Source organism: Streptomyces sp. NBC_00775 (assembly GCF_036347135.1).
Classification (GTDB): Bacteria; Actinomycetota; Actinomycetes; order Streptomycetales; family Streptomycetaceae; genus Streptomyces; species Streptomyces lutosisoli.
Map to the genome: position 1 here is coordinate 4,888,031 of NZ_CP108938.1, position 24,729 is coordinate 4,912,759.

The window sequence follows — 24,729 nt, forward strand, 5'->3', positions numbered from 1 at the left end:
CAGCCTACGGACCGGCACGGACACCCCCGTCAGATCGCCGAGGAGGCGAACGTGATCCGCTCCGTGAGCCTGGTGGTGCGGCAGATCTCCACCGTGGACGCCTCGGTGGCGTCCTCGGCCAGCCAGGTGCGGCCCGTCCGGCCGTCCCCACCCTCAGTGGTGATGACCTCCACCAGGTCGCCGGGCATGGCGACCGGCGCCGCCACCGGGGTCACCAGCCGGTACCAGGCCGCGCCCTCCGACAGCCAGTCGAAGCCCAGAATTTGAGCGACCACGATCTGCCCGTGCGAGGACAGCACCGCGCCCGGCCCCTCATACACGACGCTCGTCGGGGTCTCACCGGGTTCCCCCGTCACCGGATCGAGAACGGGCTGACCGGCCGTGCGGGAGACCCGCACCGTGTCCGTCATCAGCGCCTCAAGGTCGTTGCGGGCCTGACCGATATCCACCACTGTCTATGCTCCCGTCGTCTGCGTGGACTCATCCAGCCACGTCGTGCGAACCACCGCGAGAGTGTTGGCGTCGGAGATGTCCAGCACCCGCCACACCCGGTTCAGCAGCCCCTGATCCTGCGTTGCGGCGGTGACCCGCACACTGTCGTCGCGGGACGCCAACGGGGCGTCCAGGGGTGTCAGCAGCTTGTACCGGTCGCGGGGGTCGTCCGGGACGGGCTGGCCCGCCAAGGCCACCACCAGGCCCGGACCGCCGGCGGCGAAGACCGCACCCAGCCCGTCGTACACGATGATGTCCGGGCCCGGGATGTACACGCCCGTGTCCGGGTCCAGCACCTCCGGGCCCGGCCGGAAGATCTGCACGGTGTCCACCATGATCCGCGCCATGATCGGCGCGAGGGCGGCCAGCGAGATGGGACTGCTCATGCGTTCGAGCCTAGGGCTGCGCGCCGACAACCCACCTGGCCGATTCCCTGCTGTCCTGTGGCAGGGAAGGTTGAGCGATTGCCATCGGTCTCAGAAAGACGCGGTTTCGTGCCATCGCAACTTAACCGCTCTGATCACACGGCGAGGTCGAGACGCGGGGCCAGCAGTCGACCCAGCGCCGCCGCTCGATGCCTTTAGCTTCGCCAAACGAGACCTGGGCGGAGCAAAAGGCATTGGCGATCTCGCGGTCGCCGGCTCAAGGATCGCTGGCACGGGACACAGTGCCTCACCGTCCGGTCTGTCCGACTGGGAGACCGGACGGTGGCAGTTTCGGTGGGCGCCTTACTGGTGCTGGCCGATGGCGTTGTTGAGAAGGCCGTCGGCGCGGGTGTTGGCGTTGTTGTTCTCGCTGGTCTGCGGGTCACTGTTGATGTTCGTGTTCAGCGCCGAGACGTGGTCGACGATGTGGGGGTTGTCGAGGGAGCCATCGAGGAGTCCCGCGTGTGCCGGTACAGCGGTCATGACGGCCGTGCCAACAGCGAGAACGGCAGAGGTGAGGATGCTTCGCTTCATCATGATCGGATCAACGGCCGTCGCCGTCGAAGGTCACTGTCACCGACAAGCGATGCAGTGCCGCGACGTGCCTGCCTCTCCTCGCTCAGACTTCGTTGGCACACGCTCAAGGTTCAGTGACACAGGACACCTGCCGAGCTCGATCCCAACTTGCCGTACCAATCGCCGGGTTCGACCAGTACCGTGTCGGGGCATGGCGATCAGGACCAGTAGGGAACTCATGGCCTGGCAGCCGCCAGCCGGATGGCGCAAATTGAGCAGCGCGCAACGACACGCCTACCTGGAGCAGCACGGCATACGGATTCCACTAAGGCCGGCTGACTGGGACTCCTTGGAACACGACCAGTGCATGAGGTACCTGGACTGGTACGGCCGGATCCTCAGCGACACTCCCGAGGCCCGGGCCTTCAAGGAGCGCAAGTACCGCAGTGACCTGATGGGCTGGCAGGTGCTGACGAGCTGGTGGATCTTCTGCCTGCTTGCGGGAATGTGGCTGGTGTGGGGAACGGATGTAGTGGGAGAAGGCGTTGGGCTACGCATCGGGATAACCGTCTTCGCGATCGTCGGGTACACGCTGGCGGTCTTCATACCGATGCTGATCGCCAAGCCATCCCGACCACAGGACTGAACGAGCGCAGGCGTCCGCGCGGACAAGGTCGCCTGCACGAAAAGCCCCACCCTCCCGTACTGATGGGGATCTCTGGAATTGGCCACCCCTGCTCACATTGTTCGGCAGACCTGCTCTTGTTCCCACCCCGCCGCAAGGGCTGCTGCCGGTGAAGTGGGTCCGCAGGGACTCCGAGCGTGAGGGAGCACCACGGCCGGCCAAGGGCGCGCTTCGAGCGTCGCTCTCGCCGTGGCCTAACGGATGCCACCCTGCTCCGCGTACGAGCCCGAGCCGATCAACCAGCCCCGCTACTACGGTCTATTGAACTCGATCAAACCTCGCGGTGAAGGTACGAGAGAGGTGGCGTATCGGATGGTTTGATCAGCCTTATGACCCTTAGCGCGTCTCTTGCTGACTCTCCAATCTTCGGGCTTATCGTAGGTTCTATTGTCACGCTGGCAGCGGCTTGGTGGTTCTGGCAGAAAAGGACGGTGCTCTACTACGGAATGCCTGTTGCGGTACGAGTCATTGATGCGCCACCCGCCGCTCGGGCACGGATGGTCCTATCGGTGGATGGGACGGTTCGAGAGCATCCGCACCGTGTCGAAGTGCAGCTTATTTGCAAGGGCCCGAAGGACATCGCATCGTCAGACTTCGACCAAGATCGACCAATCATCCTTGACGTTGGGGCCGACATCATCACCACGATTGGCTCACCTCAAGTCGAACCCTCGGACGCAGAGATCCCGAACGTCACATGCGCCGGAAGGACACTCAGCGTTCCGAAGTGCCTGATTAGGCGGGGGCAGCGGATTTCTGTGTCCCTGCTTGTGGATGGCGCCCCAAATTTGACGCGCCAGCAGATTCGCTTGCACAACGTAACGCCAAAAAGGTTCAGCGGCGAGGGGCCTCGCCTCGGCCTAGTAGATACGGCTGGCATCTGGCTGACCCTTCTTGCTTTTGGGTACACCGTACTATTCATCCTGGTAGAAGCCGTCACGCCTCTCAACGAAGAACCTTGGTGGCGGCAGATTGCCGTCCCGATCTTGGGCTGGCTTTGGATGGTCTGGCTAATTCTGGCAATTTCCGCTTCTGCGGGCAGAAGCATCGGCAAGGCACTCTCCTGGTACCGGCGCCGTCCACGGAAGGGCTGAAGCGAGCATTCCCATAGTTTCAATGGTGCGGCGGACCGGCGACCCAGGTCAGAGAAGGCTGAAGGCCCCAGCCATCCGCAACGGGGGATGCGGACGACCGGGGCCGGTCTGTCAGGCCGTGGCGTTCCGGTGTTCGTCCCAGGCGTGTGCCGCGCGCTGCATCGGCTTCGCCCAGTCGTCCGTGCTCTCGGCCGCGATGGAGTCCCAGAGTCGGCGCTGCACGCGGGCGAGCGTGTCGAGGCCGGCGCGTGGGGCGTGTTCCCACGCCGGGTGTGCGGCGGCCTCGCTCTCGGCCTGGCCGGGGGTGTGGCCGTGGGCGATGAGCCACAGCAGCCACAGCGCCGGGTCGATCCAGGCGGCGCCGGTCGAGGCCCACCCCCAGTCAACGAGCAGGGCTCCGCGGCCGGTCATGACCACGTTGTGAGGGTTCCACTCGGTGTGGAGCAGGCGGTTCCCGGCGAACCACGACAGGTCGGCGGGATCGTCCACGTACGTCCTGAGCCGGTGCGGCATGGTCTTCAGCTCGATGCCCGGCGTGGGGACTTGGGCGAGCCGCGCCATGGTGGCCATGACCCGGGGCAGGTCAGGCGATCCGGGCGTGAAGTCGGCGTGCCCTCCCTCGACGTACTCGAAGGCGAGGAGACTCCACCCGTCCTCTTCTACGTGCCAGCACAGCTCAGGCGCGATGCCCCGCACGTATGGGCTGACGTCTGCCTCGCGCTTCTGTGTCCATACCCAGGGGTGATCGAGCGGCAGGCCTTTGACGAACAGTGTGTGGTCGGTCGTCCGTACACGGGCGGCGATGGCGCTGTTGCGGCCCGCGTTCACGGTCCCGACATCGACAACCGAGCCGCTGGCCTTCTCGATCAGCCGCAGCACTGCGTCCGGGAGCTCGGCCAGGCGCTGGGTGGACATGGAGCCTCCAATGGGGAACGGCGCCGGGGCCGCGCGTCCTCGCACGGCCCCGGCTGGATGGTTCAGTTGTAAGGGTTGTCGTCGTTGCAGCCCGGTTCGGTGCCTGCGGTCAGTGCTGCGACGTCCTCCACGAGAACGACGGCGTCCGGGTCTTCGACGGTGGGCGGCGGCTTGCGCGTGAGCTCGACCATGACAGCAGTCATGACTACCTCATTCCGTGTTGGCAGTAGGTGACCAGTGGTGCCTTCGCCTCCTGGAAGACTTTCGCCATCGGCCTGCACACCCGACAGCTGTCGGAGAGCTTGCAGCCGCTGCATCCTCCGGTGCGAAGCATGAGGGACTCGGCGATTCCGCCGAGCCGGGTCAGACCTTCTACGCCTTCGGCGATCAGGTCGATGTTCGGTTCGCGGCCGACCTTGCAGATCGAGGCCCGGCCGAACGGGTCGGCGTGGAAGAACGTCACGCCGGCGGGGCATCCGGTGAACGGCGCCCGGTTGGTGAGGTACTGGGGGGACTGCGAGGGCAGCGGTTCCGCGGTGCCGTGGATCGTGGGCGAGATGTTCGCGTACTCGCGGTACGGCACACCGAGTTGCCTCGCCCAGTCCCGCATGGCCTCGACCTCGTGGGCGTTCTCCCGCACGATGATCAGGCTCAGGTCGATGTTCAGCCCAGCGTCGACAGCCTGCTCCAAGCCTTCTCGGAAGCGGTCGAATCCGCCGCGGCGGCGGGTCACCGTGTCGTACGTCTCGGCCGTCGCGCCGTACACGCTCAGCGTCAGCTTGGCCGGCGGGAACGTGCGCAGCAGGTTGAGGATGTGAGGCTTACGCAGCCGGGACCCGTTCGACAGAAGCTCCAGCAGCATGCCCATCTCGTGCGCGAACTGGTACGACTCGGGGAAGTCGCGGTCGATGAGCGGTTCCCCGCCGGTGATCTGGAGCCAGATCACACCCGCGTCGCGCATGACCGCCAGCAGCTTCCGCTTGCCGTCCATGTCCAGGCCCTCGAACTTCTTCTCGCCGAGGTAGCAGATGCTGCAGTCGAGGTCACAGCCGAGGTTGATCTCCCACGTGGCGCGGCTGAACTCGTACGGCCCGGCCTCGCGCACGAGGATGGCGTCGCCGACGCTTCGGCCGGTCAGGTCCACGTTCCATTGCGCACGTACGGGGCCGATGAGCCACTGGGGCACGGTGCTGGACGCCGACGCCAGGGCGCGCAGCTCCTCGAACCTGGCGAGGGGGAGTTGCACGGCCTTGGTACTGCCAGGCCGCAGGATGAGGCGTCGCCCTCCGAACGGTGTCGCAACGAGCTGGTGCACGTCGTCTTCCTTTCGTCTGGGAGGGAGCAGGGTTGGTTCAGGAACCCGGCGCGGGGATTCAGGACGCTCCTGGCAGGAACTCCGGAGCGGGAACTCGGTAGGTCAGATGGCAGCTGGCTGCCGCTGTATGAAGTACGCGTTCGCCTGCCGCTTGAGGCGGTCGAGGCAGCCCTCGCACGCCATGAACGGGGCGTGCTGGCCGTCCCACTGCACCGGGCCGAGCCAGATCACCGGCACTTCGGTGCGCTCGCACCCGAGCCAGCAGTCACCGGTGACCCATTGCGCCTGCATGGGACGACTCCTCCTTCGTGGTTGTCCGGGTGCTCGTACAAGGTGAGGAGCGCCCGGGACAGCGTCGCCAGGTCGAAGAGGTCGCCGGCCGACGACGCCCCGAGGACGGGAACGGCCAGGACGCCACGCGCCCGGGTGATGACGTGCCGGGCGGCGCTCCGGTTGAACGGGCCGGCCATGCTGGGCACCTGCCGCTCGACCGGGGGCAGCAGCAGCCACATGTGCCCGCGCAGGAGCCCGGCGAAATGCGCCCGCTGCTCCTCGTCCGCCAGGCGCGGGGGGCCGATCCGCGGGTCTCCCAGGACCGCCTCGTACGTACGCCGTATCCGGGCGGGGTCGACACGCGCTGGCGCGGCTGGCGGCCTGAGCGGAGTCATCGGCGCACCGCCGCTCCGGCCGCCGGGGTCTCGATGTCCACCTCGGCCGGGTCGAGGACCGTGCACTTCGAGAGGGACGCCGCCAACTGGCCGCCGACCACCCACTTCGCGCGCCAGTTGCCCATGAGGAACACGTCCTTCTCCCCTTCCAGCATCCCGAGGCCGGGCGGGCCGGTGTAGTACCGCTGCCCGTAGACGCCGTCGAGGATGACGTCACCGACCCGCACCGGCACGGCCCCTCGGCGCCGCAGGTGCGGGCACAGGCGGGCAGCCAGCGGTGCACACGGCAGGCACACCGGAGGGTGCACGGTCATATCTCCGTTGGGCCATTTCGCGCCCTCGGCCCGATCGTCCTCCAGCAGCCATAGCCAGCCCTGCTCGTTGCGGTCCGCTGGCCCCCCGCACACCTGGCACAGGAACTTGCGCATGGCGCGCCGCTGCCGGGGCCCGTGCACCTGCTTCCACAGTGGTTCCCCGGCCCCCGGCTTGAGCCCCCACAACTGCCACAGCACCCCGTCCGAGCCGCGGCCCGGCGTCGGACCCGCGTAGGCGACGCCCTCGCCCATCGCGATGAGAGACGGCTGCTGCACCGTCTCACCGCTCCAAGCGGCGATGTACGGGACGGGACGTCCCTTGTACTTGAGCGGTTCGGACATGTCTCTTCTCGCGGTCAGGGAAGGGAGTTGGAAGGCGCCGACCGTGCGCGACAGGGGACACACGCGCGGCCGACGCCGGTCTATGTGCTGGCGGCCGGCTCCTTGAGACACTGGATGGCGACCAGGCGCTCGAGTAACTCGTTGACGGACCAGGCCATCCGGCGCAGGTGCCCCACGGCCTGCCAGTGGTCACCCGGCATATCCTCGGAGCGCACCTGGCGGGCTAGGCGTATCTGCCGCTCCGCCTGCTCGTCCTTTTCGCTGGCTTCGGAGGCCACAGCAATGTCAACGAGCTGCATCAGGTGGCCGCGGAGCCGCTGGGCGAGTTCTTCGAGGTCTTCCTCGGGCGGTACGACGTCGTCCAGTACAGCGCCGATGTCGTCGAGGAGAGCGTCGCCGTCGTAGGGACGCCACTCCCGCACCTTCGCCAAGACCGATGTCAGTGCTGCGGAGTCCAGGAGCGGCGTCCACTCCAGGACGGGCCTGGTCCAGCACGGGATGGAGGCTGAGACATTCACAGTCCCTCCCCGACTAAAGCGAGGTGGCACCAAGCCCTCGTGCCATCGTCGCTGAAGCCCCAGTGCCCGCCCAGTTCCGTGACGAGGGCGTCGACGAGGAACAGGCCACGTCCGCTTTCCGACTCGGGGCCGACGTGCTGAGGCTCGGGGACGGACGACGGCGACTTGTCGTGGACTTCGAGGCGGAATTCGTCCTGCGCCGGCATCCAGCCGCGCACGTCGATTAACTCATGCCGGCCGTGCCGTACCGCGTTGGTACACAGCTCGGACAACACGACAAGGACGGCGTCCAGTTGTTCGTCCGGCATCCAGCAGTGGCATCGGATCCACGCCTTGGTGACGCGTCGGGCTACTTCCACGCTCCACGGCTCGGAGCGGATTGCCATGTCGAAGGCTGGCAGAACGGCCTCCGGAACCGTCCCGCGGGGCGGGACTGCCTCCAACAGGGCGGTCGATCCGGCATCTCTGGGGGGCATGGAGGGAACTCCCTGGTCCACGATTGTGCACGTCCGGGCACTCTCAGCGAGCGGTCGTGGATCAGATTCCTCTGGATTCAGGTAGCTCGACCATGCCCTGCGAGGCGTCCTCTGGATCTCTCCTGAGTGACGAAAATGGCCTCGGGGTGGCCTTGAAGTGGCTTCTGTCGAGGCCCTGTTGCGGCAGCATGGAGCCGCGGTATCCCCTTCACGAGAAGGGATCGATCCACAGAGCGCCCGCCACGGGACGGCAGCGCCTTGGGACAGGGGGCGAGATGGGCAGTGAGTCAAAGACACTGCTGAAGTTGCTCGTTGACCAGCAACGGATGTCCTACACCGGGTTCGAGAGACGGTTCAACGAAACGTCGCGACGGGTCCTCGGCAAGGGGGCCAATAACCCGACCTGCGGCGAAACCCAATTTCGGCGGTGGACTGGAGGCAAGCTCAAGGGCCTGCCTGGTCCTGAGACCTGCCAGGTCTTAGAAGCGATGTTTCCTGGCTACGCGGTAGCGGAGCTGTTCGGACCACCGCCTTCAGCCGACGATCCCCAGGCACCCGCGTACAACCTGGAAGAGCAGATCCGAATGACCGCACGTGAAGCCCATGAGGGCGCCGATGTGACCGCCACGGCGTCCATTTCCGATACCACCGTCGACGAACTCCGTGATCAGGTAGTGAACCTTGCGCGGGAGTACCACGGCATTGCGCCCCTTCGGGCCTTCACCGAGGCCAACAGGCTGCGTCAGGAAGCTGAACGACAGCGGGACCGCACACAAGTCCCGATCCAGCAGCAGGAACTGATGATCCTGACCGGCCAAGCCGCAGCTCTGCTGGCCGCAGCCGCCTTCGACCTCGGCTATCTCGCCGACGCCAGGAGCTTCGCACGTACGGCTGCTCTGTACGGAGAAACCACACGGTTCACACCTCTGCGGGCCTTCGCCGACGGTGTTCTGGCCTACACCGCGTACTTCAGGGGAGAGACCACCGAGGCCGTCAGGAAGGCGAAGGGTGCGCTGTCTCACGGTGGTATCGGCGACGTCGCCACACGCCGACTTCTTACGATCCAGGGCCGCTCCTTCGCGCACCTGGGCGACGTTGAGTCAGCCCGCCATGCAATCCAGCTTTCCGAGCAGACGGAAACCGGCGCCCGCGACGCTCTCCACGACGATGTGGGCGGCGAGTTCGGCTTCTCACAAGAGCGGCTGGCGATGTCCAACAGCTCGACCAGTCTGCTGATCGGTGATGGCCGCCAGGCGGAGGCTACTGCCCTTCACGCACTTGAACTGCTGGCAGGACAGCCGCAGGACAGCCGGTCACCGCACGTGCTCGGCGGTGCTGCAGCAGACCTGGCACTCGCGCGCCTCATGAACAACGACGTCGAAGGGGCTGCCGACGCATTGGATCCCGTCTGGGGCATCCCCGGGCCCCAGCGCATGACCGGTGTGCTGGTGCGCACCGCTCGCGTACGTCGGTATCTGTCGCGGCCGACCTACCACGGTGCGCAGCTCCCGCAGGAACTGCGAGAGCGTATCGAGGACTTCACGGTCGCCTCCGAGCCGTACCGCCTCGGCCTTCGAACCGGGCTGCTCGAACTAGAAGCTTGATCACAGCGAGGCGAGAATCCTCTCCTCCTTCTCCGGAGCGATCCCGTGCTCTGCCCACCGCGAGTGGTGCACGGGACGCCCGTCTTCCGCCCACCACTTCCACGTGTCCCGGATCGTCTCCACGATCGGCCGACACCGAAGTCCTGCGGCCGTCGCACGACTTGAGTCGACCGCCCATACGCCGGTGTGTGTGCGCCACAAGGGCAACTCGGTCCACTGCGTCACGTCGTGCTCCCGCAGAAACTCCGGCTGCACCCACACAGGCGTGCCCCGGTTTCCGGACACGGCCAGGCACTCGCCGACAAAGTCCCCGAAGGTGATCCCTTCTGGATGGGTCACGTTGTAACCGCCGCCCTCCGTACCTGCTGCCTGGTCCAGGGCGAACTCCGCGACGTCACGGACGTCGACGGGCTGGATGCGCCGCTCGGCCGGGGCCGGGGCCAGGAAGCGTCCTCCCCTCTTGGCGCGCTCCAGCCACCACGGAAGACGGCCCACGTATTCGCCTGGGCCCAGGATCACCCCAGGCCGCAAAAACACCGCAGCATCACCAAAAGACTGTTCCACAGCACGCTCGCCACCGGCCTTCTGGAAGCCGTAGACCGTGGGGCTGCCATCGTCGCCCGTGTTCCCGTACGTCTCATCGGCATCGGCAGGACACTGCAACGTAGGTGAATCATCAGAGAGGGCCTGGTGAGGCCAGCCCTCGTACACGGACACGGTGGAGATGTGTACCCACCGCTGGGCCTGCTCCCGAAGTGTCCGGGCGGCCAGCAAAACGTCTCGCGGTGCGAGGTCGGAGCTGGAGGTGTCGATCACGGCATCCCATGGCCCATGCTGCGCAAGTTCCAGAAGATTCGCACGGACCGTACGGTCGCCATGCACTGGCTCTACACCAACCACGTCGCGGCCGGAGCGCCCTCGGTTGAAGGTGGTCACGGCCCACCCCCTAGCCAGAGCCCCTTCCGCAATGCGCTTCCCCAGGAACCACGTTCCGCCGATGACCAGAATCCTCATAGCCCGATCCTGCCGTTAGAACGGAGGCGGGGGAAGTGCGTCCGAAGGCCCCAGACGATCGCGGGGTCCGCCCGTACCGCCGCAACGAACGACCGGTTCCGTTGTAGCGCCGCGCCGCCCGGTATCTTGCGGGATTTCGACACCCTGCTGCACGACACCTATCTGTAAGGGGGACGCCAGTGTCCTGCACCTGAAATTCCTAGGTAGTTTCGGCCGAGTTGAGGACGGTCAACACGCCTGGCCGGCGACCGAAGTTGGGCCGCCAGGACGAGGCGGATCTACCGACGGATTACTGGCGCAGGACACTAGTGTGATGCGCCAGAAATCGCGGGCTTAAGTCTCTTGCTGGTTTTCGGTGGCTGACGGAGTGACCTTGGTGAGGTAGTCGGCGAGGGATTTGAGGATCTCGTCGGCGGTCTTGGTCCAAGTGAAGGCCCTGGGGCTCTCGTTCCACGAGACGATCCATGCCCTGATGTCATCTTCCAGCGCCTTCACCGAGGTGTGGACGCCGCGGCGGATGAGTTTGTCGGTCAGCAGGCCGAACCACCGCTCGACCTGGTTGATCCAGGAGGAGCCGGTCGGGGTGAAGTGGACATGGAATCGACGGTGTCTGCCGAGCCAGGTCCTGATCTCCGGTGTGTTGTGAGTGGCGTAGTTGTCACACACCAGGTGCACGTCGAGTCCGGCGGGGACCGCCTTGTCTATCGTGACCAGGAACTTTTTGAACTCGATGGCCCGGTGGCGGCGGTGCAGTTCCGATATGACGGTGCCGTCGGCGATGTTGAAGGCGGCGAACAGGCTGGTGATGCCGTGCCGCAGGTAGTCGTGGGTGCGCCGTTCGGGCATGCCCGGCATCATCGGAAGTACCGGCTGCGAGCGGTCCAGGGCCTGTATCTGGGACTTCTCGTCCACGCATAACACCACCGCCTTCTCGGGCGGGTTGTGGTACAGGCCGACGACGTCGACGACCTTCGCGACGAACTGCGGGTCGGTGGAGAGCTTGAAGGCGTCCTGCAGGTGCGGCTTGAGATCGAACCGTTTCCAGATCCGGCCGATGGTGGACTTCGACAGCCCGGTCCGGGCCGCCATGGAAGCCCGCGACCAGTGCGTGTCCTGGCCCGGAGTGGATTCCAGCGTCGCGGCGATGACGTCCTCGACCTGGTCGAGCAGGATGGACGGCGGCCGCCCCGGCCGCGGCTCGTCGACCAGCCCGTCCAGCCGCTGTTCGACGAACCGAGCCCGCCAGCGGCTCACCGACTGCTCTCGCACCCCGAGCTCCGCCGCCACCCGCTTGTTCGTCCCGCCCTCCGCGCACCGCAGCACAATCCTCGCCCGCAGGGCCAGGAACTGCGCGGTCTTCGCCCGCCTCGCCCAGCGCACCAGCTGAGCCCGTTCGTCATCGCTGAGCACCAGCTCCAGCTTGCGCCGGCCCGGCCGCGGCTCATCCGCAAGCCCGGCCATCCGCCGGGCAACGAACCGCGAGCGCCACTTCCTCACCATGTCCGCGGTCACCTTGAACTCCGCCGCGACACGCGTATTCGGCGCGCCATCCGCGCATGCCAAGACGATGCGTGCCCGCTCGGCAAGACGGGGCGGCACTGCCCCGCCCGCCCAGCGCAGCAACTCGGCGCGCTCCTCATCGGACAGCACCACTTCGACGGCACGAGGACCCCGAGACATGAAAACAGGCTACAGACTTAAGCCCGCGATTTCTGGCGCATCACACTAGCTATGCGCCTGGGCATCACGGGCCACCGTGGTCTGTCGCCGGAGGTCGAAGCCCAAGTCCGCGACGAACTCACCAAGCTGGTCGCCGACTGCCAGCCGGAAGACCTGGTGGGCATCAGCTGCATCGCCGACGGCCCCGACGCCTGGTTCGCTCAGGCCGTCCTCACGCACGGCGGCCGCCTCGAGGTAGTCATCCCCGCCGCCGAGTACCGCGAGAGCCTGCCCGACTGGCACCACCCCGTCTACGACGAGCTCACCGCTCGCGCCGCCGACGTCCACCACACCGGGATGCGCGAGTCCAACTCGCAGGCCCACCAGGCCGGCAGCGAGATCGTGGTGGGCCTGGCCGACCAGATGATCGCCGTGTGGGACGGCCAACCGGCCCGCGGCTACGGCGGCACCGCCGACGTCGTCGCGTACGCGGACCGTGTCGGCGTACCCGTGCGGATCGTGTGGCCGGAAGGCGCCACGCGGGACTGACCCGGGCGCATTGCAACAGCTCAGGCTCGGCGCGCGTCTCCACCCAGCGCGCCTACGCCGACACGTCAGATTCTTTCGTTGTCGTTCAGGTGAGGGGGCATCTCAATCTTCTGCGGCCTACGCACCGGGGGCCTGATGAGGCGAACAAACAATGGTCGCGAATCTGGTAGCAGATCTCCGCCGCCCTGCACCCGATGCTCCCAACGAAGGCAACCCTCAACGACGACTATTTGCCAAAAGACCTCGAACGCGAAGGCAAGGGAAGCTATTCCGAACGCCAGCCACCACCCCCCGGTAGCACCCCACCCAGGAAACACAGCCAATGCCAATCCGGCGAATAGGGCAAGGACGCCAAAGGTATAGGTCCATTTTGCGCGACTGTGCCACTTATCAAACCCATCATAGTGGTCTTGCTGCTCTTCAATCAGACAGGGAAGATAGTTTCGCTGCAGCCCTTCTGGCCACCAGTCCAGCATCTCCTTCGGAGTCGTGATGTAGACCCGAGCCCAGTAGGTGGCGTGCACAGCGAATATGAACAAGCCTGCTGCAGCGACGAAGGCCGCTACCGACCAGTCCACCAAAGTCGGCGCGTCCTCCTTTTTCACAGAAATCAAGACGATCGCAGCGGTTAGCGAGAAGCCAGCGAGGAACGGTGATCCTACAGAGCTGGCCATAAGAACTGACTTCGGGTAGCCGAAGTGCCAGGGAACCGTCCAGGTCTGCTTTCGACGCTTCTCCCAATCTGCTGCACTGCATTCCTGAACGCTGCCACCCCCGTCACCGGGGTCGGCGCCTTCGCCGGGCGTTTGGGGGGTCGCTTGGCCTTCGCCGGGCGTTTGGGGGTTCGCTTGGCCTTTGTCTCGATCAGGGCTTTCATCAGCTGACATCAGCTGCCTCCGCGTTGTCTCCACCCCTTCCAGCTTCGCGCTGCACTCGAATCACCGCACCTTGGGGAGGATCAGCCGCCCAACGACCCGCTCAGGTCCGGCCGGGGCCCGAACGCCCGCCCGCAGCGGGGGTGGGAGATCGGCCAGGCAGCGGCGTCCTCCACCGTCCTGAGCGTTCCTGTCGCCTTGTCGGGGTCCTGGTGGCTGGTCCAGCCGCACCCGGCGCCGTCGAAGACCTGCATGTACTGCACGCCGGCCTCCCGTGCCCGGTTGAGGGTGCCGGCGTTGTAGGCCACGGCCGACTTGGCGAGCGTCGCCGACTTCGCCCACTCTCGCACCGGTACGCGGGCCCCGTTCCGGTATATGACGTAAGCGAGTTGGTGCTCGGCGGCGAGCCGGTCGGCGAGCGCCTGCGCGGCCTGCACAGCGGTGGTGCCCCCTGCCGCGAGCAACGGCACCTCACGCCGTGCCGCCTCCCGTATGGCCCGGTAGAACGCGTTCGCCATCCGCTGCTCCTCCTGGGAGCGGCGCAGGAAGTGGCCGTAGGAGTCGGCGGCCAGCGACTGCAGGGCGTCGGAGTGGATCAGCGTCCACGTGAACCGGCCGCCGACCGCCTCGGCTGCGGCCCGCGCGCCCTCCTCGTACAGGTGGGGCAGCTGCCGGGCCACGAACGCTCTAGCCTCGGCATCCACACGCTGCTGGAAGTCGGTGATGGCGGCCTGGAATTGGGCGAGCCGGTCGGCGACCATCCGGGAGCGGGGCCCGTCACCGATCGCCGCGAGCACGGCGGCCTGCTCTGCGGCCAGGCGCTGCCAGGCGTCCTCCAGCACCGCGGCGACCCTCGCCGCCACGGTGGCCGCATCCCCGGGCGTCAGCGGCGGGAACTCGTAGGCCACTACCGCCGCCAGTGGTGGTGCCGGCAGTGAGCAGGCTCAAGCGGGGCAATGAGCAGGGTGTCCCCGCCGGTCGGGTCGTCGGGCGCGGTCGCCTCCTGCACGGAGGCGATCTGCCGTTCCAGGCCGGTGAGGTTGTTGGACTGGTCGAGGGTGGCGACGCCGTTGACGGTCAGCTGCAGCGGCTCGGCCAGCAGCTTGGCGCGCCGCTCGGACAGCACTTCCAGGGCGACAGCCCTCGCGCTGCCCAGCCGGTCGTAGCGGGTCTGCAGGTCGCTCTGGTCGGTGGCGGCGCCGAGCTGCGCCAGGAGCCAGGCCAGGACGGCGGAGTCCACAGGCGGAGTCCTTCCGGGTTGCGGCGCGGCCCGACACCCCCGCGCGTGGAACAGGGGTGCCGGGCCGGGCTGGGTTACTTCTCGTCGGCCTGCTTGCGGGCACGGGTCCGGGGCTTCGCCTCAGGCTCTGGCGTGGGCTCCGGGGCCGGGTCGGGCGTGGGCTCCGGGGTCGGGTCGGGAGCCGGGTCGGGGCTGGTGTCGCCGGCGGGCGGCTCACCCTCCCCGTCGTCGTCCGGGCCCTCGTCGTCGTCCACGTCGGGCTCCCACGCGGCCGGGTTGGTGATGGCCTCGGCCAGGTCCTCGTCCGGCTCGTCACCGGGCTGCAGGATCAGCTGCTCGTTCGTCTTGGGGTGCCGCACGTGCACCGCTGCCGCCAGTCGCCGCGCCATGTCACAGCACCTTCGCGGTGATGTGGCAGTCCGGGGCGTAGAGGACGGGCATGGCCACGGCCGCGCCCTTGGTCCAGATCTGCACCGGGTCGTCCTTGCCGCCACGGGTGACGATCAGGCCGGGCGCGTCCTCGCGGGTGATCTGCGGGTTGGAGCCCCGCGACAGCACCAGCGACTCAGCAGTGGTGCCGTAGAGGGTCTGTCCCCACTTCGACCGGTCCGGGGGCAGCATCACCCACCGGTCGTCAGGCGGGCACTTCGTGGACACGCCGTCCACGCGGACCTGCGCCCGGTACAGGGTGATCGGCGGAAGACCGTAGTTGTCGCGAACCACGTTGATCTGCTGCGGCGTCAGCGACGCGGTCGGCGTCGTCGACGGGTTCACCGACCCGTAGTAGGCGGCCCGGTAGGCGTTGTTGCCCGCCAGGTAGGAGTACACGCGCCGCGAGGTGACGACCTGCTCGGGCATGGGCGCGCTGATGCCGTCGAGGTAGGAGATCCAGCCCAGCTCGTCCGCGATCGCATCCGCGGTCGCGTCGGACCACAGCTTCGGCGCAGTCGGCATGTTCGCCGCAGGGACACCGAAGTCGACGTCAAGGGTCAGCCCGTTCTCCGCCGCCAGGCTGAACTTGCCGTCGGTGAGGACGTCGCCGGCGGCCAGCTCCAGACGGGAGTTGATGGCCTCGACGTGCCGCTCCACGTCGTCGTACAGCAGCTGCTCCAGGCGGGACGCGTCCTGGCCGCGGGAGGCCTCCTGCAGCAGCAGCTCGACCTCGCCGACCATGAGCTTCTGGCCCAGCGCGGGCAACATGCCCTGCGTGGACGTCTGCCACGCCTGCCGGTCCGCGAACGGCACCGAGGCGTCGAAGCTGCGGTACTTCGCGGCGTTGACGTAGCGGCCGGTGTTCTTGATCCGCCACATGACGTCCTGGATGGACACCTTCGCGAACACGGTCTGCGTGAGCAGGAAGTCGGCCGGGGTGGGGATGTAGCGGGCGAACGTGGTCAGGTCCGCCGTGTTGACGTCCCTGATGAGGTCCTGAACAGTCATCGACAGGGCTCCCTTACACGAACCGGATCTGGCAGGTGGCGGACGGAGCGACCGCGGCAACGGCGATCGGCAGCTTCGCCGTCTTCACCGAGCCGTGCCACAGCAGCGCCGCCGGGACCTTCGTCTGCGCCGGCGCGAACAGCACCTCGGCGAACACGAACCCGGCGAGGGTCTGACGGCCGTCGGAGGCGCCCGTCGCGTACAGGCCGTACAGGCCCGAGGCGGTGATCTTGCCGACGGGGATGCCGGACAGGAACCGGCTGTAGGGGATGCTCGTGTCGGTCGACGGCACGTAGTGGGTGCCGGACACGAACGTGGACATGTCGAGCGTGATGGAGTCGACCTCGCTGGTGCCGTGGAGGCTGGCAAGCCAGGAACGGTCGGCTGTCAGGTTCAGGGTGGTAGTGACCGGCTGAACGGTCATGAGTCCTCCCGTGGACGATCAGACAAGCGGGGGCGGTTCGTCCGCTCACCGGCCGGTGGCGTCGTCCACGAGAAGGGGGGCGTGGTCCCCGCAGGTCCGGCCTTAACCCGCCGGTGGGAAGTTCAGCTGCCCGTCACAAAGCCGCGCTGGCGGGCCATGTCGGCGCCGTGCTGGCCAGGCTTGGGCATGTTGGCGCCGCGCGGCGGCGGCCCACCCGCGGGGGAACCTCCAGGTGCTGCGGGCGGCAGCAGGGTGGTGGTGGCGAACAGCTCGGGCCTGCGCGCCTTCAGGGCGGTAGCGGCCTCGGCGATGGTGTCCTCATCGGCGTCGTCCTCGACGGCCAGGAGCCGTTCGGCGTCCTTCAGGTCGTCGCCGGTCGCACCGAGCGCCACCAGCGCGGAACGCCGTACCGCAGCCCGCTCACGGACGACGGCCTGCGCCTCACGCCGCTGCGCGGCGGTGGTGGCCTCGGCGGCGACCTGCTCGCGGCGTTCGATCTCGGACAGCTGCGCGGCCTGCGCCTCACGCTGCTGCTGCACGAACGTCGTCAGGTCGTCGGTCTTGGTGAAGCCCAGCTGCTCGACGAGCTTGCGGATCGCGGCGCGTTCGCCCTGCTGCTTCTCGCGGGCCAACAGCCGGTTCAGCGCCTCCTGGTCCGGCACCTGCGCCGGCGGCAGGGCCGGATCAGTGTTCGGGCCGGGCGGCAACTGCTGGTTGGAGGTGTCGGTGGGGTCGGCGCCCAGGATCGGGTAGATGGGGCGGCCGTCACGCCGGTAGCCGAGCGGCGTCTTCGGGTCAGGCAGCGGGCGGGGCATGTCGGTGATGTCCTCCAACACAGCGCCCCCGCGCCGACGATCAGTGTAGCTGCGTCACCGGAACGGCCCCTGTGCGGAGGAGCAAAGGCAGCGACTAGACGAGATCCCAGACGGTCGCTGTGAGCTTCATGCTCTGCCCTGCGGGAGCGCCGGGTGCAACGCGCACAAAAGCAACACGGCCCTCGGTGGTCTGAACGCAGAACTGCGCATCCGACGGCGGATCGTTGAAGCTCTCATCGCCGTTGCTCTGCAAGGCCTCAGCACAATCCGCCTCGGACGGATCGGACGAGCCATTCGAAATCGGCGCGATCAGCGCAGCGAGCCGAGGACCGCCATGGAAGTTCGTGGTGCCAGCCATACCGCTCGCATCGGTTACGGCCGACAAATCGCCGCCCTTGAGAGAATCCCCAACCAGCGGCTTTCGGGAGTCGAAGTCGATGTCGACGCCGTAGGCGCTGGTTTCGAACTGGATTGGCACAGGACCGTAGAGCACGCGGGACTTGGGCTTCTTCGAGCCTGAGCCGCCACCTGCTGACGGTTGGGACTTGTCGTGTGCGGCTGAAGGCGCCCCCGCTGCGGCAGCCGACTCCCCACCATAAGGCGCACTGTGCCGGTTGCTGACAAACAGCGCCGCCGCGATCCCGACGACCGGCACGACGATGCCCACAACCCACCAGGCCCAGCGCGGCTGCACCGGCGCAGGCGTGCCCGGGCCCGCCGCCGGCGGATTGCCACCTCTACTGTCCGTCATAACTCCCCCACTACACCTCTGGCGTCCCGACCGTTCACACTATGACGGACTCTCCGACCCCGTATTCAGTTCCAGGACTCAGTGACAAGTCGCCGCCGCAGTGCGGGCATCGGCCCCTGGGTCGATGCCCACGCGTGGGAAGGTCGATGCCACGGGCGCGCATCCGCTTGAGCTGCAGATTAAAGACCTCCCGCCTGATCTCGCGGAGCCATTGATCATGGACAGATTTCACTTGGCCGTCTGCCTGGTAGCGGGCCCCTCGGAAGGCAATGACAGCGCCCCCCAGGCGCCGATGGCGCCGACAACACCACCGCCGAGCGCACCCACCAGTCCCGCGACTTCCGCATTCATCTCTCACTGCCCCCGTCGGGTTATCCACAGGCACACCCGTTCCCCTACGTCACGCTCTACCGTGACGCCCCTGTGGATCACAAGGGGGCGTTATGCACAGCCACGGAATGGTGTTCGAGGAGCTGGCCGTCGAGGTCATGGCGGAGCTACCCACGACGCAGGCGCGGCGCGAGGTGCTGGCGCTGATCGAGCAGGTACGGCGGGCGCCGCGCGCGTTCCCGGACGTCCGCGATGCGGGGGCAATCGAGGAGATCCGGGAGGCGTTCGGGGCCCGCTGCTGGGTGCAGTACATGCCGCACGCGGGCGCGATCGAAGTACGCGAGATCGGCTGGGCCGGGTGACCGGATTCGAACCGGCGTCCTCGCGGTTTTGGAGACCGCGCGCGTCAACCTCTGCGCTACACCCGACCGTTGCGACTCTAGCTTCCGCTCGGTTCGCCGCCTTCTGCGCTGCCTGACGCGGCGCCGGGCACGGCGGGATCACCGGGCAGGGTGATGAGCGGTGCCGGGCCGGTCTCCGGGTCGGCTTCGGGCAGGCCCAGGTACTCGCGGACGGCCCCGTTGTCGCCGGTCGCATCCGCGAGGCGGGCGGCCTGGTCGAAGGCCCGCTTCTGGATGCGCTCGATCTCCTCGGCCACGTCCTCGATCGGATACCCGGCCTCCTGCAGCATCCGCACACCGGTCTCCAGGGAGAACACGCCCGCCGCGTAGCCCGCCGTGACGTCGGCGAGGACGGTGGTGCGGTCGGTGGGGGTGTGCGCGCCCCACACCAGGCGTGCGGGCAGCGACTCGCCAGCGGGCCACACCTGCCCTGCCTGGTGCAGGCGCTGCACCATGCGCAGCAGCAGCTGGTACTTGTGGTTGCGGGCCAGGCGCATCGCGCCGACCAGGGAGTCGAGCGGGCCGAGCGCCAACTGCAGCGCATACCCGGACGGCACCTTGGCCACGTCGAGGGTGCCCAATCCGGCCGTGGTCAGGCGGGTGTTCGAGGCGAGCCGGTCCAGCAGATGGTCGATGCGCTGGCGCAGTTCAGCGAGCTGCGCGGAGGTGTCGAGCGTGTCCATGCGCCCGGAGTCGGACAGCTGCCACACCGTCCCCGCCTCCACACGTACCGGCATGGGCTGCCCGGTGGAGCGGTCGATGGGCAGCCGCGCCCCGGCGAGCGCGACGATCGGTGTGCCGGTGGTGGAGGAGGCGGAGGCGCTGTCGGTGTCGGTGGCGGCCAGCTCGTCCAGCAGCTGCAGCACCGTCGCCAAAGTGGACTTGCCCCAGTGCTCGCCGACGTCGGGGATGGTGTTCGGGATGTGCACTACCGGAATGAAGTCGTGCATCAGGTCGAGGCGGTCCAACACCTGACCGTCGGAACGCACCCGGTAGGCGGCCTTGTCGGCGGGCAGGGAGAACACGTCGTGGGCGCGTCCCAGGTCCTCCAGCAGCCATTCGGCGTCGGTGAGGTAGCACGTCGTCGACGACGGCTTGCCCGACGCCCACGGGTAGATGCGGGTCACTGTGCCAGTGAGCGGGTCGAGGGTGTCGCCGACCGTCAGCACCGGGTCGCCGTCCGCGCCGGCCACCTGCTCGCGCACGGCGCGCCCGTCGTCGGTACGCCCGGGCGCGGTCGCAGGGCCGATCGGGCCGAGCTCGTAGGTGATGCGCCGCACACGGGCTTTCAGGCCGCGCACCGGGTCGGCGGCCAGCTCCCACGCGAAGTGCACCCGCTGCGGGTACTCCTGGGCGTCCTGCTCGCCCTCGTCCCACTCCGGGAAGTAGAACCCGGGGTCGTAAGTGCGCAGCAGCGCCCGCTGCTTGGCCGGCTCCCACGCCAGCGTGTACACGCCGTCGCCGCAGCGCACCGCGCACCGCTCGGCCTGCTGGATACGCAGCGGCAGCAGCTCCTTGTCCGCCCAGGCGCGCAGCTTCTCCTCCAGGTCGGCGGCGGCCAGGTCTTCCGGGGCCGGCTGGTCCTGCTCGGCGTGGTCGGCGCCGGGCACCACGATGGTCTGCTCCGCGCCCAGCAGGTAGCCGAGGGTGGTGTCGATCAGCTTGGACGGGTCGCCCAACTCGCGGCGCTCCACACCGTGGTGGTCGCCGGTGACGGCGGCGAGCTGCCCGGCCTGGTTGGAGTCGTAGGCGGCGAGGAACTTGTATGCGGCCAGGCGGCGCAGCTCCTCGGCGGGCACCCACGAGGAGTTCAGCTCGGGGAACGCGTGATGACCCGGCCGGTTCGGATGGGCCATGGCCTGCTTGTAGTTGAGCCACGACCAGGCGTCGATGAGCAGTTCACGCAGCCTCACGGGTGCCCCTCCAGGCATGCAGGGCCCCGCGCCCGCAGCCAGCTTAGAGGCAGCCTTCGATCACGGCCCCGAAGCGGCGGCCTTGCGTTTGTCGTCCTCGATGTCGAGACGCCGCATGAGGAAGCTGGCGAACACCAGCATCTCCTCGGCCTCGTCGCGGGCATCCTTCTCGTCCGGCCCGTGCATCCGAGGATTACGCAGCGCGCCCGTCGCACCCTTGAAGAGGAACTGCATGCCGTTCTGCTCGCTCTCCAGCGAGCCGCCCGTGGAGCGGGTCACCGTGAGTTTCGGGGGACCCGGCTTGGCGCCGAAGGCAATGCCCATGAGCCTCTCACCGATCTCGTTGACGCCGGCCAGCGTCTGCACGCGGTACTCCACCGCCTGGAAGGCGCGAGCCACCGCGTCGACGTAGAGGCCGCTGTTGAACCTCTCGGCAGCGACCTTCGCGATCAACGGATGCAGGTTGCAGGTGACAGACATGGTCTCCGGCGATCCCGCGGCGGGGGGGACAGGGGCGAGTGGCATCGCCACCGGCGCGGGAAGCACCACTGTGTATTCGTTCATCGTGGGTCCCTTGGCGAAGGGCCGGTTGTCGGACTCGGTGCGCGTCGGCCCCAGCATCTGCTCGCGGATGCGCCAGTAGTCCTTCAGCCGGTCCACGCCAGCGAACGGCCGAATGGTCCGGTCGAAGTTCAGCGACCAGTCCAGCTGCTGCGGGTTGCTGCTTCCACCGCGGAAACAGGGCTCAGTCTGCCCAAGCGCGGCGGCGGCGAACTGGACCTCCTTGGTCAGGAGCTTCGGGTCGACCCCCGGGAGGTTTGCCAGGTCCCCGGGCACCATCCATGGCTGCTCTTTGCGGTCCGCGGGCCGCCAGGAAGGCTCCAGGCTGGCCGCTGTCCGCACCATGCCGAGGAATACAGCGATGGCCGGTCCGGCGCCAGTGCAGTTCGCAGCGCCAGCGATGGTTAGGGACAGTTCCTGCATGCCCTGCGGCAACTGCGAGATATCTGGGCCAAGTCCACGCAGCAACGCAGGGCACAGCTGCTGTACGACCACTTCGAACTGCAAGCCCCCCTCGAAGAGCTCCCGATCGATGTCGTCGAAAGTCGGCCAGCGATGGTAGGTCCCGAAGTATCTCCAGATCGCTTCGAGGAGGACGTGGCCGTGTCCTGCCGTGGGGCGTGGCATTCCCTCCGGCGCGAAGGTCTGAACGATCACGTGCTGTCCCCCAGCGTCCAGTTTGAGCAATGCCCGCAGGCTACTACCGCGCCCGGCATTGGAGGTTGGGGTTTTCGTGCAGCCGAGCATGAGCATCGTGCACCGTGGGTCGCGCCACTACGGGGTGGCGTCGTCGGCGCAGCCGTGCATCCACATCGCGTACCGCAGGGTCCGCCGATCCGAGGCGCTCTTCCGGTCCCACACGGCCTGGCACAGCTCCTCGCTGGGCCACTTGCCGGTCTCCTCCATCGCCTGCCGTGCGGTGCGCCCCGCCTTGAGCGAGGCGTCCAGGCGGGCCTGCGCCGCCGCTTTGATCTCGTCCGAGGTGGGCTGTGCGGGCGCTGCGTCCGGCTCGGGCCACAGCAGGATCACCCCGGCGATACCAGCCGCGCACACGAGGGCTGCGGCGGCGACTTTCCCCCTGATCGACATGGGCCGAGAGGCTAACAGCCGGGCGTGCGCGGGCCGTTGGCCTTTATGGGGCCGTTTCCGGGGCGTTATCGGCGTCCGCCGAGGCGGTCGTCGTGGATGTGCCCGGCGACGGCGGCGAGCTGGTCGGGGTCGGCGAGTTCGGTCAGTCCGTGGACGGCGGCGTCCATGCGGTCGGGGGAGTCCATGCCGACGACCCAGGTGACCATCTGGTCTTCCAGGGCGACTTGGGCGCCGACGTGGTGGACGAGGCCCTGTTCGTACAGCTGAGCGATGGGTTCGGCGCGCAGGCGTTTGCCGACCTTGGCGGTGACTTCGAGGACGCGGGGCATGAGTTGGCCGTTGGTGGTGCCTTCGCGGCGCAGCTGCTCCCACGCCTGGGAGAGGACCTGGCGTGCCATGTCGCCGCCGTAGTTGGACTCGACGACGATCGCGTCGGCTTTGAGGGCGAGAGCGAGGTGGCAGGCGGCGCGGCCCCAGTCGTTGGCGCCCATGCTTCCGGAGTGGTCTTCGAGGACGTACAGGTGGCCGTCGTAGCCGCGGGCGGCGCCGATGATGCCGGTCTCGTCGCCGATGGCGGACTCTCCGCCGGCGGGGTCGACGGCGACGATGACGCGGGCCATGTCGAGGCCGCCGAACTCGACGGTGGTGAGGCGGTGGTTGGTGATCCAGGCCCGCTGCCACACGCCGCCCTCCGGGGGGCGGGGCTTTTGCTGGTAGAGGGCGGCCCAGACGCGTTCGCCGACGCGGCGGCGGGTGGTGGCATGGTGTTCGGCGTCGAAGCGTTGGGGCCACAGGGGCTCGCCGGGCTTGCGGCCGAGGGGGTCGTCGTCGCTGTCGGCGAGGGCGGGCAGGTCGATGATCTTCCACTCGTTGGCCTGCGCGTCGGCGAGGATGCGGCCGGCGAGGTCGTCTTCGTTCCAGCGGGTCTGGATGACGCAGATCGCCCCGTCGGGTTCGAGGCGGGTCTGCAGGACGGATTGCCACCACTCCCATGTCTTGCGGCGCATGCTGGGTGAGTCGGCGGAGGCCATGTCCTGTACGGGGTCGTCGACGAGGGCGATGGTGGCGCCCTTGCCGGTGAGGCTGCCGCCGATTCCTGCTGCGACGAGGCCGCCCTGGTGGCCGGCGATGTCGAAGCGCATCGCGGCCCGGCTGGAGGGGTTGAGGTGGATGCCGAGGTCGTCGCCCCAGGTTTCGATGGCGTCGCGGATCCAGCGGGAGTGCTCCTCGGCGAGGTCCCCGGAGTAAGAGGCGATCATGATGCGGCGGTCGGGGTGCTGGCGCAGGTACCACAGGGGTGCCCAGCGGGAGGCCCGGCGGGACTTGCCGTGACGGGGCGGCATCGTGATCATCACGCGGTCGGCGCGGCCCTCGGCCATGTCGATCCACGCCTGGTCGATGAGGTGGAGGTGGCGGGCCTGCATCTCGCGGCGTTCGGTGAGGACGGCGGCCATCGCGCCCGGCGAGGCGTCCATGGCTATGTGGCGTTCGATGCGGGCGAGTTGGACCCGCAGCTCGGGTGAGGCTTTCGCGGCCATGGCGCGGCGCTGCGCGGGCGGCTTGGTGCGATAGGCCGCCAGCACCTGGGCTTCGCGTTCGCTGCTACTCGTCGGAGCCATGCGCGGCCTCCTCCGATATGCCGATGAGGGCTTCGAGTTCGTCGAGCGCGACGGCCGTCAGCTCGCCGTCTGCCGTCTCCGGGGCGAGGCTCTTGGAGGGGGCTTCCTTGTCGAGGTGGTTGAGGCGGGCGCGGCGTTCGAGGATGCGCAGCGCGCGGTCGATGGCGTTCAAGTTGCCGTCCTTGACGGCCTGTCGGTAGGCGACGAAGAACAGCCGGTCCAAGCGCAGGTTGTCCACCGCGCGCAGCTCTTCGACCTTGCCCTCCAGGTCGGTGGTGCGTTCCTTCAGAGCGAGGCGCACGTCTTTGCAGGCGGCGTGGATGAGCTGCTTGTCGTCGGGGGGCTCCAGGCCCTTGCTGTACCGCTCGACGCCGTAGCCCTGGGGGTAGGCGATGCGGTCGGAGTTGACGGCAGGGTCGGCGGCGAGCTTGCGGCCTACGGTGAGCCAGTCCACCCCGGCCAGGTGTAGGTCTATGGCGTCGGCTCGCCGCTGTGCGATGGCGGCGCGCGCGGCCTTGTCGGGGCGTCCCACCGGCAGGATTCCTTCCGCTGCTGCGCGCCCCCGCGCTGAGGAACATGATGGCACTGCAAGATCCGGGCGGGGGCGGGCGACCTGGCGCTACCAGAACTTGAGCCGGTAGCGGGGAGGAGTGGGCCAGCCTTCGCCGTTGGTGTGGGCGGTGGG

The 24,729-nt window shown here is 68.0% G+C and carries 31 protein-coding genes and 1 tRNA gene; 5 read left to right on the forward strand and 27 right to left on the reverse strand.

Annotated elements, in window-relative coordinates; translation table 11 throughout:
- Positions 1 to 29 precede the first annotated feature (29 nt).
- From OIC96_RS21725 to OIC96_RS21735, 3 genes are all read right to left on the reverse strand, one after another.
- Positions 30 to 449 (reverse strand): DUF6093 family protein, encoded by a 420-nt coding sequence (locus OIC96_RS21725; protein WP_330306236.1) that lies wholly within the window; start codon positions 447 to 449, stop codon positions 30 to 32.
- A 6-nt stretch (positions 450 to 455) separates the two neighbouring features.
- Positions 456 to 878, reverse strand: a complete 423-nt coding sequence (locus OIC96_RS21730; RefSeq protein ID WP_330306235.1) for a DUF6093 family protein — start codon at positions 876 to 878, stop codon at positions 456 to 458.
- A 342-nt stretch (positions 879 to 1,220) separates the two neighbouring features.
- Complete coding sequence (locus OIC96_RS21735; RefSeq protein WP_330462133.1) at positions 1,221 to 1,400, reverse strand: hypothetical protein; 180 nt, start codon at positions 1,398 to 1,400, stop codon at positions 1,221 to 1,223.
- Between the two features lie 400 nt (positions 1,401 to 1,800).
- Here OIC96_RS21735 and OIC96_RS21740 point away from each other — a divergent pair, with 400 nt between their 5' ends.
- Positions 1,801 to 2,079 (forward strand): hypothetical protein, encoded by a 279-nt coding sequence (locus OIC96_RS21740; RefSeq protein WP_330306233.1) that lies wholly within the window; start codon positions 1,801 to 1,803, stop codon positions 2,077 to 2,079.
- A 368-nt stretch (positions 2,080 to 2,447) separates the two neighbouring features.
- On the forward strand, positions 2,448 to 3,212 hold the full coding sequence (locus OIC96_RS21745; protein WP_330306232.1) for a hypothetical protein: 765 nt from the start codon (positions 2,448 to 2,450) through the stop codon (positions 3,210 to 3,212).
- Between the two features lie 111 nt (positions 3,213 to 3,323).
- Here the strand turns inward: OIC96_RS21745 and OIC96_RS21750 are convergent, their stop codons facing one another.
- From OIC96_RS21750 to OIC96_RS21785, 8 genes are all read right to left on the reverse strand, one after another.
- Positions 3,324 to 4,127 carry an aminoglycoside phosphotransferase gene (locus OIC96_RS21750; RefSeq protein WP_330306231.1) on the reverse strand — a complete coding sequence of 268 codons (804 nt, stop codon included), beginning with the start codon at positions 4,125 to 4,127 and terminating at the stop codon, positions 3,324 to 3,326.
- Positions 4,128 to 4,189: 62 nt separating this feature from the next.
- Positions 4,190 to 4,330 carry a hypothetical protein gene (locus OIC96_RS21755; RefSeq protein ID WP_330306230.1) on the reverse strand — a complete coding sequence of 47 codons (141 nt, stop codon included), beginning with the start codon at positions 4,328 to 4,330 and terminating at the stop codon, positions 4,190 to 4,192.
- A gap of 2 nt (positions 4,331 to 4,332) precedes the next feature.
- The gene (locus OIC96_RS21760; protein WP_330306229.1) at positions 4,333 to 5,442 is read right to left on the reverse strand and encodes a radical SAM protein; all 1,110 of its coding nucleotides are present in this window, start codon (positions 5,440 to 5,442) and stop codon (positions 4,333 to 4,335) included.
- Between the two features lie 102 nt (positions 5,443 to 5,544).
- Positions 5,545 to 5,673, reverse strand: a complete 129-nt coding sequence (locus tag OIC96_RS21765; RefSeq protein WP_330306228.1) for a hypothetical protein — start codon at positions 5,671 to 5,673, stop codon at positions 5,545 to 5,547.
- Complete coding sequence (locus OIC96_RS21770; protein WP_330306227.1) at positions 5,670 to 6,110, reverse strand: DUF6415 family natural product biosynthesis protein; 441 nt, start codon at positions 6,108 to 6,110, stop codon at positions 5,670 to 5,672. The genes OIC96_RS21765 and OIC96_RS21770 overlap by 4 nt, the downstream gene beginning before the upstream one ends.
- Complete coding sequence (locus tag OIC96_RS21775) at positions 6,107 to 6,766, reverse strand: hypothetical protein (RefSeq protein WP_330306226.1); 660 nt, start codon at positions 6,764 to 6,766, stop codon at positions 6,107 to 6,109. The genes OIC96_RS21770 and OIC96_RS21775 overlap by 4 nt, the downstream gene beginning before the upstream one ends.
- Before the next feature lie 80 nt (positions 6,767 to 6,846).
- Positions 6,847 to 7,284 (reverse strand): DUF6415 family natural product biosynthesis protein, encoded by a 438-nt coding sequence (locus OIC96_RS21780; protein ID WP_330306225.1) that lies wholly within the window; start codon positions 7,282 to 7,284, stop codon positions 6,847 to 6,849.
- Positions 7,281 to 7,760, reverse strand: a complete 480-nt coding sequence (locus OIC96_RS21785; RefSeq protein WP_330306224.1) for an ATP-binding protein — start codon at positions 7,758 to 7,760, stop codon at positions 7,281 to 7,283. The genes OIC96_RS21780 and OIC96_RS21785 overlap by 4 nt, the downstream gene beginning before the upstream one ends.
- A gap of 275 nt (positions 7,761 to 8,035) precedes the next feature.
- Here OIC96_RS21785 and OIC96_RS21790 point away from each other — a divergent pair, with 275 nt between their 5' ends.
- A complete protein-coding gene (locus OIC96_RS21790) occupies positions 8,036 to 9,364 on the forward strand; it encodes a DNA-binding protein (RefSeq protein ID WP_330306223.1) in 1,329 nt (442 codons plus the stop codon).
- Here OIC96_RS21790 and OIC96_RS21795 read toward each other — a convergent pair whose 3' ends face one another.
- A complete protein-coding gene (locus OIC96_RS21795; RefSeq protein WP_330306222.1) occupies positions 9,365 to 10,378 on the reverse strand; it encodes an NAD-dependent epimerase/dehydratase family protein in 1,014 nt (337 codons plus the stop codon). It lies immediately after the preceding gene.
- 333 nt (positions 10,379 to 10,711) lie between these two features.
- A complete protein-coding gene (locus OIC96_RS21800) occupies positions 10,712 to 12,058 on the reverse strand; it encodes an IS630 family transposase (protein ID WP_330306221.1) in 1,347 nt (448 codons plus the stop codon).
- A gap of 51 nt (positions 12,059 to 12,109) precedes the next feature.
- On the opposite strand from OIC96_RS21800, the gene OIC96_RS21805 reads away from it, so the two are divergent.
- The gene (locus OIC96_RS21805; RefSeq protein WP_330306220.1) at positions 12,110 to 12,586 is read left to right on the forward strand and encodes a hypothetical protein; all 477 of its coding nucleotides are present in this window, start codon (positions 12,110 to 12,112) and stop codon (positions 12,584 to 12,586) included.
- Positions 12,587 to 12,651: 65 nt separating this feature from the next.
- Here the strand turns inward: OIC96_RS21805 and OIC96_RS21810 are convergent, their stop codons facing one another.
- The 8 genes from OIC96_RS21810 to OIC96_RS21845 form a co-directional block, all read right to left on the reverse strand.
- Positions 12,652 to 13,473: a hypothetical protein gene (locus tag OIC96_RS21810; RefSeq protein ID WP_330306219.1), complete on the reverse strand. Its 822-nt coding sequence runs from the start codon at positions 13,471 to 13,473 to the stop codon at positions 12,652 to 12,654.
- Positions 13,474 to 13,544: 71 nt separating this feature from the next.
- Complete coding sequence (locus tag OIC96_RS21815) at positions 13,545 to 14,369, reverse strand: hypothetical protein (protein WP_330306218.1); 825 nt, start codon at positions 14,367 to 14,369, stop codon at positions 13,545 to 13,547.
- A complete protein-coding gene (locus OIC96_RS21820; protein ID WP_330306217.1) occupies positions 14,369 to 14,701 on the reverse strand; it encodes a hypothetical protein in 333 nt (110 codons plus the stop codon). The genes OIC96_RS21815 and OIC96_RS21820 overlap by 1 nt, the downstream gene beginning before the upstream one ends.
- Before the next feature lie 74 nt (positions 14,702 to 14,775).
- The gene (locus OIC96_RS21825; RefSeq protein ID WP_330306216.1) at positions 14,776 to 15,090 is read right to left on the reverse strand and encodes a hypothetical protein; all 315 of its coding nucleotides are present in this window, start codon (positions 15,088 to 15,090) and stop codon (positions 14,776 to 14,778) included.
- A 1-nt stretch (position 15,091) separates the two neighbouring features.
- A complete protein-coding gene (locus OIC96_RS21830) occupies positions 15,092 to 16,141 on the reverse strand; it encodes a major capsid protein (protein ID WP_330306215.1) in 1,050 nt (349 codons plus the stop codon).
- Between the two features lie 13 nt (positions 16,142 to 16,154).
- Complete coding sequence (locus OIC96_RS21835; protein WP_330306214.1) at positions 16,155 to 16,565, reverse strand: head decoration protein; 411 nt, start codon at positions 16,563 to 16,565, stop codon at positions 16,155 to 16,157.
- A gap of 122 nt (positions 16,566 to 16,687) precedes the next feature.
- Complete coding sequence (locus tag OIC96_RS21840; RefSeq protein WP_330306213.1) at positions 16,688 to 17,380, reverse strand: hypothetical protein; 693 nt, start codon at positions 17,378 to 17,380, stop codon at positions 16,688 to 16,690.
- A 94-nt stretch (positions 17,381 to 17,474) separates the two neighbouring features.
- Complete coding sequence (locus tag OIC96_RS21845) at positions 17,475 to 18,131, reverse strand: hypothetical protein (RefSeq protein WP_330306212.1); 657 nt, start codon at positions 18,129 to 18,131, stop codon at positions 17,475 to 17,477.
- A 443-nt stretch (positions 18,132 to 18,574) separates the two neighbouring features.
- Between OIC96_RS21845 and OIC96_RS21850 the strand changes: the two genes are divergently transcribed.
- Positions 18,575 to 18,823 carry a hypothetical protein gene (locus OIC96_RS21850; RefSeq protein WP_330306211.1) on the forward strand — a complete coding sequence of 83 codons (249 nt, stop codon included), beginning with the start codon at positions 18,575 to 18,577 and terminating at the stop codon, positions 18,821 to 18,823.
- Here OIC96_RS21850 and OIC96_RS21855 read toward each other — a convergent pair.
- From OIC96_RS21855 to OIC96_RS21880, 6 genes are all read right to left on the reverse strand, one after another.
- Positions 18,812 to 18,889: transfer RNA gene (locus OIC96_RS21855), tRNA-Trp, on the reverse strand. The genes OIC96_RS21850 and OIC96_RS21855 overlap by 12 nt on opposite strands.
- Positions 18,890 to 18,900: 11 nt before the next feature.
- A complete protein-coding gene (locus OIC96_RS21860) occupies positions 18,901 to 20,775 on the reverse strand; it encodes a hypothetical protein (RefSeq protein WP_330306210.1) in 1,875 nt (624 codons plus the stop codon).
- Positions 20,776 to 20,835: 60 nt separating this feature from the next.
- Entirely contained in the window at positions 20,836 to 21,993 is a 1,158-nt protein-coding gene (locus OIC96_RS21865; protein ID WP_330306209.1) for a TIGR02391 family protein, read from the reverse strand.
- Between the two features lie 117 nt (positions 21,994 to 22,110).
- A complete protein-coding gene (locus tag OIC96_RS21870; protein ID WP_330306208.1) occupies positions 22,111 to 22,425 on the reverse strand; it encodes a hypothetical protein in 315 nt (104 codons plus the stop codon).
- A gap of 65 nt (positions 22,426 to 22,490) precedes the next feature.
- Positions 22,491 to 24,044 carry a terminase large subunit domain-containing protein gene (locus OIC96_RS21875; protein WP_330306207.1) on the reverse strand — a complete coding sequence of 518 codons (1,554 nt, stop codon included), beginning with the start codon at positions 24,042 to 24,044 and terminating at the stop codon, positions 22,491 to 22,493.
- Complete coding sequence (locus OIC96_RS21880; protein ID WP_330306206.1) at positions 24,028 to 24,576, reverse strand: hypothetical protein; 549 nt, start codon at positions 24,574 to 24,576, stop codon at positions 24,028 to 24,030. Before OIC96_RS21880 ends, OIC96_RS21875 begins: the two co-directional genes overlap by 17 nt.
- Positions 24,577 to 24,729: the final 153 nt, after the last annotated feature.